Origin of the sequence: Dysgonomonas sp. 216, assembly GCF_010501065.1 — a bacterium.
In the GTDB taxonomy this organism is placed as follows: Bacteria; Bacteroidota; Bacteroidia; order Bacteroidales; family Dysgonomonadaceae; genus QVMM01.
Genome location: NZ_QVMM01000020.1, coordinates 57945 through 72060 on the forward strand (window position 1 = coordinate 57945; position 14116 = coordinate 72060).

At 37.1% G+C, this 14116-nt stretch carries 11 protein-coding genes; 9 read left to right on the plus strand and 2 right to left on the minus strand.

Annotated features, from left to right (window positions below; all coding sequences use genetic code 11):
* Genes trpD through trpA form a run of 5 tightly spaced genes read left to right on the plus strand, consistent with a single transcriptional unit; the run spans window position 1 to window position 4380 of the window.
* A complete protein-coding gene (trpD, locus tag D0T53_RS11490; RefSeq protein WP_163268021.1) occupies window positions 1–999 on the plus strand; it encodes an anthranilate phosphoribosyltransferase in 999 nt (332 codons plus the stop codon).
* Between the two features lie 13 nt (window positions 1000–1012).
* Window positions 1013–2188, plus strand: a complete 1176-nt coding sequence (locus tag D0T53_RS11495) for an MFS transporter (RefSeq protein ID WP_163268023.1) — start codon at window positions 1013–1015, stop codon at window positions 2186–2188.
* A gap of 19 nt (window positions 2189–2207) precedes the next feature.
* Complete coding sequence (gene trpC, locus D0T53_RS11500; RefSeq protein WP_163268025.1) at window positions 2208–2987, plus strand: indole-3-glycerol phosphate synthase TrpC; 780 nt, start codon at window positions 2208–2210, stop codon at window positions 2985–2987.
* Window positions 2984–3610, plus strand: a complete 627-nt coding sequence (locus D0T53_RS11505; RefSeq protein WP_255489442.1) for a phosphoribosylanthranilate isomerase — start codon at window positions 2984–2986, stop codon at window positions 3608–3610. The genes trpC and D0T53_RS11505 overlap by 4 nt, the downstream gene beginning before the upstream one ends.
* Complete coding sequence (gene trpA / locus D0T53_RS11510; protein WP_163268027.1) at window positions 3607–4380, plus strand: tryptophan synthase subunit alpha; 774 nt, start codon at window positions 3607–3609, stop codon at window positions 4378–4380. Before D0T53_RS11505 ends, trpA begins: the two co-directional genes overlap by 4 nt.
* A gap of 304 nt (window positions 4381–4684) precedes the next feature.
* Here trpA and D0T53_RS11515 read toward each other — a convergent pair whose 3' ends face one another.
* Window positions 4685–7225: an adenosylcobalamin-dependent ribonucleoside-diphosphate reductase gene (locus D0T53_RS11515; protein ID WP_163268029.1), complete on the minus strand. Its 2541-nt coding sequence runs from the start codon at window positions 7223–7225 to the stop codon at window positions 4685–4687.
* A gap of 160 nt (window positions 7226–7385) precedes the next feature.
* On the opposite strand from D0T53_RS11515, the gene D0T53_RS11520 reads away from it, so the two are divergent.
* Window positions 7386–7556, plus strand: coding sequence for a hypothetical protein (locus D0T53_RS11520; protein ID WP_221411534.1), 171 nt, complete (start codon window positions 7386–7388; stop codon window positions 7554–7556).
* An 85-nt stretch (window positions 7557–7641) separates the two neighbouring features.
* Here D0T53_RS11520 and D0T53_RS11525 read toward each other — a convergent pair whose 3' ends face one another.
* Window positions 7642–8547: a sugar phosphate nucleotidyltransferase gene (locus D0T53_RS11525; protein WP_163268033.1), complete on the minus strand. Its 906-nt coding sequence runs from the start codon at window positions 8545–8547 to the stop codon at window positions 7642–7644.
* A 483-nt stretch (window positions 8548–9030) separates the two neighbouring features.
* Here D0T53_RS11525 and D0T53_RS11530 point away from each other — a divergent pair, with 483 nt between their 5' ends.
* The 3 genes from D0T53_RS11530 to D0T53_RS11540 all read left to right on the plus strand — a co-directional run bounded on the left by D0T53_RS11530 (window position 9031) and on the right by D0T53_RS11540 (window position 14069).
* Window positions 9031–11355 (plus strand): TIM-barrel domain-containing protein, encoded by a 2325-nt coding sequence (locus tag D0T53_RS11530; RefSeq protein ID WP_370457826.1) that lies wholly within the window; start codon window positions 9031–9033, stop codon window positions 11353–11355.
* 488 nt (window positions 11356–11843) lie between these two features.
* On the plus strand, window positions 11844–13067 hold the full coding sequence (locus tag D0T53_RS11535) for a site-specific integrase (RefSeq protein ID WP_163268037.1): 1224 nt from the start codon (window positions 11844–11846) through the stop codon (window positions 13065–13067).
* Between the two features lie 12 nt (window positions 13068–13079).
* Window positions 13080–14069 carry a phage integrase SAM-like domain-containing protein gene (locus D0T53_RS11540; protein WP_163268039.1) on the plus strand — a complete coding sequence of 330 codons (990 nt, stop codon included), beginning with the start codon at window positions 13080–13082 and terminating at the stop codon, window positions 14067–14069.
* The last annotated feature ends 47 nt before the right edge of the window (window positions 14070–14116 follow it).

Consider the following 14116-nt stretch of genomic DNA (forward strand, 5'->3'; position numbering starts at 1 on the left):
ATGAAACAAATACTAAACAGATTATTTAACCATCAGCATCTGAGCCGTTCCGAGTCGAAGGATATCTTGACTCGGATGGCAGCAGGTGAATATAATAATGCCCAGATAGCAGCATTTATCAGTGTATACCTGATGCGCAGCATAAGTATCGACGAGTTTTTGGGCTTTACCGATGCTTTGCTCGATTTAAGAATGAATGTTGATACACTTTCAGCTTACAATCCAATTGATATAGTTGGTACAGGAGGCGATAATAAAAATACGTTCAATATATCTACTTTGTCGTGTTTCGTTGTTGCAGGGGCAGGTCACAAGGTGGCTAAGCATGGTAATTATGGGGCAACCTCTGTTAGTGGAGCTTCGAATGTGATGGAGCAACACGGGGTTAAATTTACATCGGATGTTAGTAAACTAGAAAAGTCGTTAGACAAAACCAATATAGCTTATCTGCATGCTCCGCTTTTTAATAATGCATTGAAGATAGTAGCTCCGGTGCGTAAGGATTTGGGCGTTCGCACATTTTTTAATATGTTGGGCCCCGTGGTAAACCCGATAATGCCGAAGCGAAATGTTCTGGGGGTATTTAACCTGAAAATGGCGCGAATGTATCATTATATGTATCAGCAAACCGATTGCGATTTCTCTATTGTTCATGGTTTGGATGGGTATGACGAAATTTCGCTTACTGGCGATTTTAAGGTAATTAATAAGACTCAAGAAATTATCTATTCGCCCGAAGAAGTAGGACTTGTGCGTTGCCGAGAAGAAGACCTGAATGGAGGCGATACGCCCGAAGAAGCGTCAAAAATATTTGACAACGTTATAAATAACGAGGCTACCGATGCTCAAAAAAATGCGGTTATAGCTAATGCTGCGGTAGCTATACAAACAATAAATAATAGTCTGTCGTTTGAGGAGGCTATTTCGCAAGCCCGTGAATCGATTGAAAGCGGAAATGCAAAAAGAACGTTTAGTAAGTTTTTAGAATTCAATACCTGATTTATTCTCGTTTATGAATGGCAATCAATCGTTGAAACGTATCCGTTGGGCAGTTTTTTTCCTTTATTTCAGTCAGGGACTTGTGTTTTCCAGCTGGGCGAGTCGTATTCCCGATATAAAGGCAGCATTTGCAATGGATGATGCAACATGGGGAACAATGCTTTTTATGATTCCCATAGGACAATTATGTGGAATGTTTTTTTCGGGTTTTGTTATAGCACGTTGGGGTAGTAGTTTAATATTGCGCATTGCTTACCCGGCCTATATGCTGGCTCTTATTGCGATTGGTTTTTCGACCAACTTACATACTTTAATACTCAGTCTTATATTATTTGGCGTTGCGGGTAATTTTTGTAATATAGGAGTTAATACTCAGGGGGTGAATGTCGAGAATATGTATGGAAAGTCTATAATGTCTTCGTTTCATGGGGCATGGAGTCTTGCAGGTTTTGTCGGGTCGTTAATAGGTTTATTAATGATAAATTTAAAATTAACGACATATAATCACTTTCTTATAGTGTCGGTATTAGTAATAATATTAATACTGATAAATGTAAGATATTTGCAACCCGATATAAAGAAAAGTAGAAGTGTTGAGAATGAGGACGAAAAACTAAAGCGAAGAAAGAATAAACCTGAGTCGTTTCTTTACTTTTTAGGTCTGGTTGCATTCTGCGGAATGATAGCCGAAGGTTCGATGTTCGATTGGAGCGGGGTCTATTTTAAGGATGTGTTGCAAGTATCGTCTAATCTTGTACCTATAGGTTTTGCGTCGTTTATGATAACTATGGCAACCGGTCGTTTTGTTGCCGATTCGGCAATTCGCCGATGGGGCAGGTTGCGTGTTGTTCAGGTTTGCGGAGCATTAATCTTTATAGGTCTGTTTATTTCGGCTGTTTTACCTAATATTATAGCAACAACAATTGCTTTTATGATTATAGGCTTGGGAACATCAAGTATAGTTCCGTCTATATATAGCGTTGCAGGAAAGCACACAAATATATCTGTTAGTTTGGCTCTGACTATCGTTTCGAGTATCAGTTTCTTCGGTTTTTTGCTGGGACCTCCTATAATTGGCTATATTTCGCAAGCAACTAATTTACGTTACTCTTTCGGTATAATTGCATTATCAGGTATTTGTATTGTTTTACTCTCTTCGAAAATAAAAGTATTTCGTAACGAGGATTAAATAAAAAAGGTAATTAACTATGAATATTTTAGATAAAATAATCGCAAATAAAAAAGTAGAAGTAGAGAAGTATAAGCAACAGATTTCTATATCCGATTTAGAATATCAGATAAAAGATGCTGTAAAGCCTAAATCGTTTAAGCAGGCTCTCGAAAAATCTTCGACAGGTATTATTGCAGAGTTTAAGCGTCGTTCGCCTTCGCGCGATTGGATTTTTAAAGAAGCTAAGGTTGAAGAGGTTATTCCTTTATATTCTAAAAACGGAGCAAGTGCAATATCTGTACTTACTGATATAGATTTTTTCGGAGGAACGTTGGCCGATTTGGAATTAGCAGCAAGTTTAACTCAAACCCCTTTGCTAAGAAAAGATTTTGTTATAGACGAATATCAGCTCTATCAGGCTGTGAAATATGGAGCAAGTGCCATATTGCTGATAGCTTCGGCTTTAACTGTAGAGCAAACAAAACAATTGGCTCAGAAAGCTAAACAATTAGGATTAGATGTATTACTAGAGATACATAACGAACAGGAACTGAATCATATAAATGAATATGTGGATGTAGTAGGGGTAAATAACCGTAATTTAGGAACATTTGTTACCGACATACAAGTTTCTTTTGATCTTGCAGATAAAATACCTACGGATTTTGTGAAGATTTCGGAAAGTGGAATTTCTCAGCCACAAACGGTTATTGATTTGCAGCAAGCAGGGTTTAAAGGCTTTTTAATGGGCGAAAACTTTATGAAGACAAATAATCCGGGTAAGGCTCTTGAGGATTTTATAGCGCAATTGCAATGAAACTGAAAATAAAAGTTTGCGGGATGAAATATCCTGACAACATAAAAGAGTTGGATAAGCTTTCGGTCGATTATATAGGCTTTATTTTTTACGAGAAGTCGCCAAGATATGCAGGGCTTCTAAGTTCTTTAGATTTGAATCAATCTTTAACGAAAGGAAAGAAAAGGGTAGGGGTGTTTGTAAATGCCGATCGTGATTTTGTCTTACAAACGATAGATAAATATAGTCTGAATGTGGTTCAATTGCATGGAAACGAAAATACGGATATGGTACAAAGCCTAAAAAAACATGCAGTTGTATTTAAGGCTTTTAGTATTAGTGAAGTGGATGACCTGAAAAAAACGGAGAGTTACAACGGAGTTGCCGACTATTTTTTATTCGATACCAAAACATCTCAGCATGGAGGTTCGGGGCAAAAATTCGATTGGTCGATACTTGAACATTATAAAGGAAACACTCCTTTTTGGCTTAGTGGAGGAATTTCGGTTGAAGATGTTGACGAGATAAAGGAGATTAACCACCCAAAACTATTTGGCGTTGACATAAACAGCCGCTTCGAACTGGAACCGGGATCGAAGGATATTCAGTTATTGAAACAATTTATAAAAGAGATAAAGCTATGAACAGGATTGAAAAATTATTTAAACAAAAAAACAAAAATATTTTATCTATATATTTTACAGCGGGTTATCCGAATCTGAACGATACTTGTGAAGTGATAAAAGAACTTGAAGCTAATGGTATTGACCTAATAGAAGTAGGTATTCCTTTTTCCGATCCTATGGCAGATGGCCCAACAATACAGGCAAGCGGAACTGTTGCTTTACATAACGGTATGTCGTTGAAAATCCTTTTCGATCAATTGGCCGATATACGTAAGGATGTTTCGATACCACTGATAATGATGGGGTATTTGAATCCGATTATGCAATACGGATTCGAGGCTTTTTGTAAAAAGTGTAACGAGGTTGGTATCGACGGGGCAATTATGCCTGATCTTCCGTTCGATGATTATATAAAAGAATATAAACCGATAGCCGATAAATATGGTGTCAAAATAATAATGCTGATAACGCCCGAAACTTCGGACGAACGTATACGTTTGATTGACGAACATACCGATGGATTTATTTATATGGTGTCGTCGGCGGCGACAACAGGTGCGCAAAAAAGTTTTGACGATCAAAAGCAGGCTTATTTCAGAAAAATTAATTCGATGAATTTGCGTAATCCCCGTTTAATTGGTTTCGGAATATCGAATAAGGCAACATTTGAAGCAGCTCAGGCAAATGCAAGTGGTGCTATTATTGGAAGTAAATTTATTACATTACTGAAAGATTCGTCAAGTATAAAAGAAGCTGTAAGCAACTTGAAAAAAGCGTTGGCAGAGTAAGTTTTTGTACATATTAAAATAGACTGAAGGGATTCATAAATTTATTGGAATCCCTTTTGTAATTTATCTGTGATATAGAAATCAATTGCCGATAAGCAATAGATTACGAACATATATTTGAAAAATGTAAATTTCTGTCAGGTATGTCAGGTTTTGCAATAAATGTTTATTGTAAGGTATTCTAATTGATTGGTAATTCTATTTTGGTAGAATTAATAAACTGAAACAATAATGCTGATTCGTATAAATAAAAAACGGACTATAAGTTTCCGAATAGCCCGTTTAATTTATTTAGATAGAAATTTTATCCACATTTTGATGCACCACAGTTGGTGCATTTTAAACAACCTTCCTGATAGATAAGTGTTTCCTGACCACATACCGGACACTTCTGTCCTTTCATTTCGGCACCATTAGGTAAGAATTTCTTCAAGGCACGTTCAACTCCATTCTTCCATGTGTTGATAGTCTCACTATCAAGTTCAAGCCCTTGTACTAATTTTACAACCTGATCGATAGGCATTCCGTAACGTAACACACCCGAAATAAGTTTGGCATAGTTCCAATATTCAGGATTAAACTTACTGTTCAATCCTTCCATTGTGGTTTTATAGCCGCGTTTGTTTTTAAACTGGAAGTCGTAACTTCGCTCACCATCTTCGTTGTAAGTTTTGAGTATAACCCCGCTAGTTACATTTTTGGGCAACATAATGCCTTCGTCATCATCCAATAATCCGGTAAATATTTCGTATGGACGTCCATCCAATAATCCGATAAATGCAATCCATTTCTCTTTGTTGTTCTGAAACTTAATGACTTCGGCTTCTAATTCTTTTGGACGAGAGGGTATGATAAGAGGACGCTCGTAACAATCGCAATCATCTTTTTTATCTTTGTCATCAGCAGCAATAAGTACTCCGGCGCGCGAACCATCGCGATAAACGGTACAGCCTTTACACCCACATTTCCAAGCTTCAACATATAGTTGGTTAACCAAATCTTCCGAAACATCGGCAGGCAGGTTAATAGTTACACTTATTGAGTGATCTACCCATTTTTGTATGCGACCCTGCATTTTAACTTTTTGCAACCAATCAACATCATTCGAAGTTGCTTTATAGTAAGGAGATTCAGCTACAAGAGTATCAATTTCTTCGTTTGTGTATTTTTTTGTAGTTGAATGCCCCTTCGACTCCATCCAAGTAACAAAGCGATGATGGAAAACAATATATTCTTCCCACGAGTCTCCATTTTCATCAACAAAGTCTACCTTTACTTGGGCATCATTCGGATTTACTTTCCGACGACGCTTATATACGGGTAAGAATACTGGTTCGATACCAGATGTAGACTGAGTCATTAAACTTGTGGTTCCTGTTGGCGCGATAGTCAAACATGCAATGTTTCTTCGCCCGTGTTTCCTCATTGCTTCAAGTAATGTTGGGTCGGCATCACACAAACGTTTGATAAACGGATTGTTTATTTCTCTTTCTATATCAAATATTTCGAAAGCGCCACGCTCTTCTGCTAACTTAATAGAAGAATGATACGCTTCAATTGCAAGTGTTTTGTGTACTTGCTCGGCAAAATCTGTAGCTTCTTCTGTGCCGTAGCATAAATTCATTCCGGCAATCATATCGCCTTCTGCTGTTATGCCAACACCGGTACGACGTCCTTGAAGGGTTTTTGTCCGTATTTTTTGCCACAAATTGCGTTCAGTTGTTTTAACCTCTTCCAATTCGGGGTCTTCATCAATTTTCAGGAGAATTTTATCAATTTTTTCCATCTCCAGATCAATGATATCGTCCATTATACGTTGGGCTAAACGTACATGTTTCTTGAATAAGTCGAAATCGAAATACGCCTCTTCTGTAAACGGATTAACAACATACGAATATAGGTTTATCGCTAACAAACGACAGCTATCGTACGGACAAAGAGGAATCTCTCCACAAGGATTAGTAGAAACCGTACGGAAACCAAGATCGGCATAACAATCGGGAACAGACTCTTTTATAATCGTATCCCAAAACAAAACTCCGGGTTCTGCCGATTTCCATGCATTATGAACTATTTTTCCCCATAAATCCGACGCGTTGATTTCTTTCGTATAGATGGGGTTGTCCGAACCTATAGGATATCTCTGAACATAAGGTGTTTTATCAACAACAGCTTGCATAAACTCGTCGTCAATCTTTACCGATACGTTAGCTCCGGTAACCTTACCCTCTGTCATTTTTGCATCTATAAACGACTCCGAATCGGGATGTTGAATAGATACACTTAACATCAAAGCTCCACGACGTCCGTCTTGGGCAACTTCGCGTGTCGAATTCGAATATCTTTCCATAAAAGGAACTAAGCCGGTAGAGGTCAATGCCGAATTTTTTACAGGAGAACCTTTAGGGCGGATATGTGATAAGTCATGTCCTACACCTCCACGGCGTTTCATCAATTGTACTTGCTCTTCATCAATGTGAATAATAGCTCCGTATGAGTCTGCTGGTCCGTCTAATCCTATAACAAAACAATTTGACAACGATGCAATCTGAAAGTTATTACCTATTCCTGTCATAGGGCTACCTTGTGGTACTATATATTTGAATTTATCAAATAAGTCGAATAACTCTTGGGCTGAAAGAGGATTCTTATAGTTTTTCTCAATACGAGCAATTTCATTAGCCAAACGCCAATGCATATCTAAGGGCGACTGCTCATAAATCTTTCCCAAAGCATCTTTAAGGGCATACTTATTTACCCATACCTTTGCTGCAAGTTCATCTCCGTCAAAATATTTTAACGCAGCTTCGTATGCTTGATCAAAAGTGTAATTTTTCTGAGCCATTTTATCTGTATAATGTTAGGAGATTAATAAAAATATACCGTTTTTCCTACTCTTACTATTAAGAATACAATTTTACGAATTAATCATACATTAAACAAGTTTTGGGAGTATCTTGTTTGTTAATTCAAATGTAAAGTTTTCTTAAACAAAATGTAATTCGTTGATTTGTAACGATGTGTTTAAATTTGTAGGCGTAAAAGTTTTCCAAAACGAAAATGAGCTGCTCGATGTGGTTTGCGATATGGGAAATTGTGCAGATGATAAAATAATTGAATTTGTGAATAAAGAGAACGATTATTACAAAAATAATTATATCCTCAACAGTACATAAAATAATGAGGCAAGAGTTTTCAATAATAAAAAAAGACAGTATGAAAAATCACACTGCCTTTTTACCTTGACAAAAATTTATACTTTTATTTCCAAAGAGGAGAAGGGTATTCACCTTTTTCTACCAAATCAGCTAATTTTTGAACAACCGACGGACGATCTTCCGAATAAGTAACTCCAAACCATTTTGAAGGAGTATCTAAAACTTTCACGTCAGCAGTCTTGTTTTCAATAAGGTGGTCAACCATTAAAGGTATAAAATACTCAGCTTTATGATTTCCTATATTGGCTTCAAGAAATTTCACAAAGTATTTAGCCGAATATTCAAAATAATCAGGGGTGAAACCCCACATGTTCATCGAAACAGGAGTATCTTCGCCCAAATCGAACCAATGATTTTCAGCATCCTTATATTTGATGACGCCATCAACTCTTTCAATATGAGTTCTTTCAGTTACAGTTTTAAGGAAATCATTTGCGTCAACTTCGCAAACTCCGCGTGCCACAGCGCCACTTTCCGAAAGTGTATTATGCAAACGATAACCTACCATACAATAATGGTTTTGTTTGCCTTCTACTTGTTTAAGGAAATCTGCGATAATAGCAAAACTTTCACGACCATAAAAATCATCGGCGTTAATTACAGCAAAAGGTTCTTTAATAACACTCTCACCCATCATAACGGCATGGTTTGTACCCCAAGGTTTTACACGGTCGGGATGTAGTTCAAAGCCTTCCGGCAGATTGTTTAGTTCTTGGTATACAACTTCAACGGGAATATGGTTTTCGTATTTTGAGATAATCTTTTCACGGAATTCTTTATCGAATGACTCTCTGATAACAAAAACAATTTTTCCAAATCCGCCTCTAAGTGCATCGTAGATTGAATAGTCCATAATAGTCTCCCCATTGGGACCCAGACCATCCATTTGCTTGAGGCCTCCATAACGGCTCCCCATTCCGGCAGCCAATACAAAAAGTGTAGGTTTCATGTTATAAATTTAGAATTTAAATTTTATAATATATTGTACTTTACAAGTCGACAAAGGTAGTTCTTTTTCAGTAAGGTTTATAACAAAATTAGTTCAAAAAAGGCAAATGATTTGTCATAAAAACAAACTAATATAATATCGTATATCTGCTAAAAATATAGAATACAATGCATTAAGATATATTTGGTTGATAATTGATATACTTTGGATAAATTGATATATAAATTAAGTTATACACATATAACTTTGAGGGTTTTCAAAAAATGAATAATTCTTTTTCAATTATCTATAAAGTTGTCTTGAGTAACACAATTTGTTTAGATAGTGTCGGTGTAAATGTGGGGCAGTTGCCGGGTGTCTCATATATGCCGAAAAAGTGAAAAATCAACATAATTACAATTTGTTTCAACATGGTTGTTGTCTTGTTTTTGTTCTTGCTCGATACATTTGTTTTACTAAAAATATAGTTCTAATTGAATGACCATGAAAATGAAATTTATTACAAAAAACAGTATTTGGGCATTGCTGGCAATGCTTACAGTAATGAGTGGAAAAGCCCAAAATTTTGAAAGAACATCGCAAGGGGTAAAAGGTTCCACACAAGGGTTGGATATTCAGGTTGAATTTTATTCATCAAACATAGTGAGGGTATATAAGACGCCACAGGGTGTTCCATATACTAAAAAAAGTTTGAATGTAGTTAAATCGCCCGAAAATGTATCTGTCACTTTTGAGCAAAAAGGGAATAATCTAAAGCTGAAAAGCGATGTTATTCAAGTGGAAGTAAATTCACAAACAGGAGGTGTTTATTTTTATGATATGGCAGGAAAATCCTTGCTTACAGATAAGGATTATGGTACCCAATTTTCGCCTTTAGATGATGCTGGAACACCATCTTATACTATAAGAGAGGGTTTTTTGCTAGATAAAGATGAAGCAATTTATGGAGTGGGGCAAATTATGGATAATAAATTTAATCGTCGTAATTCTTCCCATCGTATGCAGAACGAAAACATGTTTACTTATTCTCCTTACTTCATGTCGGTAAAAGGGTATGCTGTATATTGGGATAATTATTCTATATCTAAATTCAATGATAATCCACAGGAACTTTCATTTGAAGGTATAGGGCATTGCGCCGATTACTATTTTATGTATGGTGGAAATCCTGACGGAGTTATTGCTCAAGTGCGTAATCTGACGGGTAAAGCTCCAATGCTTCCATTATGGGCTTACGGTTTTTTTCAGAGTAAGGAGCGTTACCATACACAGGAAGAAAACTTGTCGGTGCTGAAGAAATATAGAGAACTGAATGTGCCTATCGATGTAATGATACAGGATTGGCGATATTGGCCTGAATACAATAAAACCGATAGTGCATGGAATTCACAAAGTTTCGATGCTGAGCGCTTCCCCAATCCGAAAAAATGGGCAGATGAGATTCATAAACTGAATGCAAAGCTACTTATTGTAACATGGCCGGGATTTGGTCCCAAAACAGAACAGCGTAAAGAATTTGATAGTAAAAATATGATTATCAATTTTGATACATGGCCGCCTAACAGTGGTGCACGTCCATATGATGTATATAATCCGGAAGCTCTTAAAATTTACTGGAGTTATCTTGATAAAGGAATATTCAGTTATATAGGTAATGATGGTTGGTGGCTCGATTCTACCGAACCCGATCATATTAATAGAAAAGAATCTGATTATATGCTGCCAACACACTTGGGTACTTACCGCAGTGTGAAAAATGCTTATAGCTTGATGCATAATAAAGGAATTGCCACAAATCAACGCGCACAAAACAGCGACAAACGTGTTGTAATTCTTACCCGTTCGGGATTTGTAGGGCAGCAACGTTATGGTTCTAATACATGGAGTGGTGATGTGGCGTCGACATGGGATATGCTAGAGAAGCAAATACCGGCGGCGTTGAACTTTACATTGATGGGAATACCTAACTGGAACAGTGATATAGGTGGTTTCTTTGCCGGTAGATGGAATCGCGATGGAGGACCGAAAAATCCGGAATATCAGGAATTGTATGTCCGTTGGATGCAGTTTGGCGTTTTCAGTCCTATGATGCGTTCGCATGGGACAGAACTACCGCGCGAGATATGGAACTTTGGGGACAGAGGGACATGGTGTTTCGATGCACAGGAGAAAGCTATAAATCTACGCTATCGTTTATTACCTTATATCTACAGCACATCTTGGGATGTAAGTCGTAATGACGGAACATTTATGCGCCCGTTGGTTATGGATTTTGTGGCGGATAAAAACACACATGATATAGGTAATGAGTATATGTTTGGGCGTTCTCTTTTAGTTGCTCCGGTTACCCAATACGAGGCTAGAACATGGCCGGTTTATCTTCCTCAGGGTTCCGACTGGTATAATTTTTGGACTAACGAACGTTTTGCCGGAGGGCAATCTGTTGCGACAAATGCACCAATTGATATTGTCCCTCTTTATGTAAAAGCCGGTTCAATTATACCTTGGGGGCCAAGAGTGCAATATTCAACCGAAAAGAAGTGGAACAATCTTGAAGTAAAGGTTTATGCTGGAGCTGATGGTAGCTTTATCTTATATGAAGATGAATTTGATAATTACAATTACGAAAAAGGTGCTTACTCTGAGATTTTGTTTACTTGGGAAGATGCAGCCCGAAAATTAATAATCGGAGATCGAAAAGGTGCATATAATGGTATGCTGAAAAATAGGAAGTTTACTATTGTGCTTCAGGATGGTACAACAAAAACTGTAAGCTACAAAGGTAAAAAAACAGATGTGAAATTTTAAATATTAAGTTTGTGCTATTGTTAGATTGGAGAAGCCTTTAGATTAATAACTAAAAATAAAGACTAATCCTGAAAATGTGTTACGGATTTAATTAAGCAAAATATTAATAATTTGTGAGATAGTTGTCGGGTTAACCCGATAGCTATCTTTGTTTTTATGATTCTGCAAAAAAGTGATTAAATGCGAAAAAGGATGAACCCGTTGATATTTAGTCTTATAGGCAGAGGTTGTCCGAAACTGTCCTAACCTGAAAAACGCAAAAATCAGTTGTTTTCGTTGCCTTTCCGTTACCAAGTCATTACCTGTTTTGGGTGGTGCAGAATACGGCAAAATGCCATCTATTAAATTGGAATATAACTGATTGTGCAAATCTGAGCGATTCGTATCGAAATAACTTCTACGCTTGGCTCATTGATAGCAGACCGCTCATTTTTCATAACTCAAATAACTCATTTGAAAGTAATTTTAAAACTAAAAAAATGAGTGTTATGACAAATGAACTGAAGGTACTCTTTTACCTCAAAAAGAATCAGAGAAAGAAAAACGGTCTTTGTCCCGTCATGGGACGAATCCATGTCGGAAAAACAATGGCTCAATTCAGCTTAAAGATTGATGCCGATGTCGAATTGTGGGATGCTAAAGCCGGAAGGCTTAAAGGGAAAAGCGGATTTGCCAACGATGTGAACAAGAAAATCGAAAAGGTAAACTTACTCATCTACTCTCGCTATAATGAGGAGAAACGTCTCGGGAAAGACTTTACGGCAACCGATTTGAAAATCATCGTACAAGGTATTGCCGAAGCACAGGAATCTCTTTGTGCTTATATGGCTAAAATGAATGAGAAACTTGCTGCCCGTGTAGGAAAGGATAGAGCATTAAGCACCTTGACAAGCTACAAGCATTACCATTCTTTATTGGTCGCATTCCTCCAAACGAAGTACAAATTGAATGATATTTCCTTCAAAGCCTTGAAGTATTCCTTTATTGAAGAATATGTCCATTATCTCCGTGTTACTCGGAAATTAGCTATCAATACAACCAGTTTTGCTGTTTGTCGAATGCGCGAAGCTATATCCGAAGCTATTGATGAAGGTATAATAGGTAAAGACCCTTTCTTTTCCTATGAATTGGAATCCTCTACAATAAAACATCGCAATATCAGTCGGGAAGATTTGGAGAAGATCATGGTAGAGGTATTTGACAATGAAACGACGGTGATTGTCCGTGATATATTCGTTTTCTCGACCTTTTGCGGATTGGCTTATATAGATGTTAAAAATCTAACGTATGAAAACATCGTCAAACAGGAAGACGGAAGCTATTGGATAATGACTCATCGCCAAAAGACAGGTAGCGCATCCAATATCCGTTTAATGGAAATCCCCCTTTCCTTGATTGAAAAGTATAGAAACCATAGAACGGATGGAAAGGTATTTCCTGTTCCACAGTACCAAACCGTTCTCAATCATCTTAAAAAGATTGACAGGCAATGCAAGCTGAATCGGAATCTCTCCTACCATATGAGCCGCCATACGTTCGCAAGTTTAATCACGCTATCAGAGGGAGTTCCGATTGAGACGGTCAGTAAAATGCTGGGACATCAGGATATTACGACAACTCAAACTTACGCAGAAGTATCAACAGATAAAATACTGAAAGATATTCTGGTATTATCCGAGAAAATCAATGGCAAATATATTCTAATCAACTAATACAATAAAGAAATGAGAAGTACATTCAAGATATTATTCTACATCAACCGACAGAAAATAAAGAAAAACGGTAAATGCCCAATCATGGGACGTATTACTATTGACGGGAAAGTCGTTCAGTATAGTGCAAAAGAAGAAATCGAGCCAAAGTTCTGGAATCCAAAAGAGGGCTGCTGTTCGGGAAAAGGGAACGAATGCAGACGTATCAATCTCCGGTTGGATGAACTGAAAAGGGAAATAGGACTGTCTTACCAAAAAGACATTGAACGCAGCGGATATGTTACGGCTGATGGCATCAAAAACACCATTCAAGGTATAGGAACGAATGAGGTTACGCTCTTGAAAGAATTTGACCTGATGAAAGAAGAAATAAAAAATGGTATTGGGATTACCCACGCCCAAAAAACCTATTACAGATATGGGAATGCATATAATGTTATCCGTGATTTCCTAAAGTATAAATATGGTATTGATGACGTTGAGTTCTCCCGAATCAATAAACAGTTCATGGAAGATTATCACTTCTATCTGCTTACTGTCCGTAATTTCTCAACTTATTCCATTCAGAATTATGTTCGTTTCTTGAAACATACAATCGAACGTGCAGTTAATAAGGAAATAATCTATCGTAATCCCGTCCGACGATTCTATGCCGATGGAAGAAAGTCTTCTCGCCGTTGGATTCCGAGGGAAGATTTGAATGCGATATTGGCAAAACCTCATCCCGTGAAGAATGTAAATAAGGTGCGAAATTTATTCATTTTTTCAGTCTTTACCGGATTAGCTTACGCAGATATTTATAATTTGAAGTGGTCTGATATCAGAACGGACAAAAGCGGATATAAATGGATTTATAAAGAAAGGACGAAGACAACGACTGAATGCCATATTCCACTGTTAGACATACCATTGTTCATTATTGAGAACTTCAAAGGAAAGAAGAATACGGATAAGGTCTTTGATTTCTTTTGTTATGGTATGTATAATATAATTGAAAAGTAGTCCACTAAAATAATTGAAAAGTATACCACCAGTTAGGTAAAATGTGT

Excerpts from the sequence above, each read along its gene's own strand:
- trpD (WP_163268021.1), top strand. The coding sequence starts at position 1 with ATGAAACAAATACTAAACAGATTATTTAACCATCAGCATCTGAGCCGT.
- D0T53_RS11495 (WP_163268023.1), top strand. The coding sequence starts at position 1,013 with ATGAATGGCAATCAATCGTTGAAACGTATCCGTTGGGCAGTTTTTTTC.
- trpC (WP_163268025.1), top strand. The coding sequence starts at position 2,208 with ATGAATATTTTAGATAAAATAATCGCAAATAAAAAAGTAGAAGTAGAG.
- D0T53_RS11505 (WP_255489442.1), top strand. The coding sequence starts at position 2,984 with ATGAAACTGAAAATAAAAGTTTGCGGGATGAAATATCCTGACAACATA.
- trpA (WP_163268027.1), top strand. The coding sequence starts at position 3,607 with ATGAACAGGATTGAAAAATTATTTAAACAAAAAAACAAAAATATTTTA.
- D0T53_RS11515 (WP_163268029.1), bottom strand. The coding sequence starts at position 7,225 with ATGGCTCAGAAAAATTACACTTTTGATCAAGCATACGAAGCTGCGTTA.
- D0T53_RS11525 (WP_163268033.1), bottom strand. The coding sequence starts at position 8,547 with ATGAAACCTACACTTTTTGTATTGGCTGCCGGAATGGGGAGCCGTTAT.
- D0T53_RS11530 (WP_370457826.1), top strand. The coding sequence starts at position 9,031 with ATGAAAATGAAATTTATTACAAAAAACAGTATTTGGGCATTGCTGGCA.
- D0T53_RS11535 (WP_163268037.1), top strand. The coding sequence starts at position 11,844 with ATGACAAATGAACTGAAGGTACTCTTTTACCTCAAAAAGAATCAGAGA.
- D0T53_RS11540 (WP_163268039.1), top strand. The coding sequence starts at position 13,080 with ATGAGAAGTACATTCAAGATATTATTCTACATCAACCGACAGAAAATA.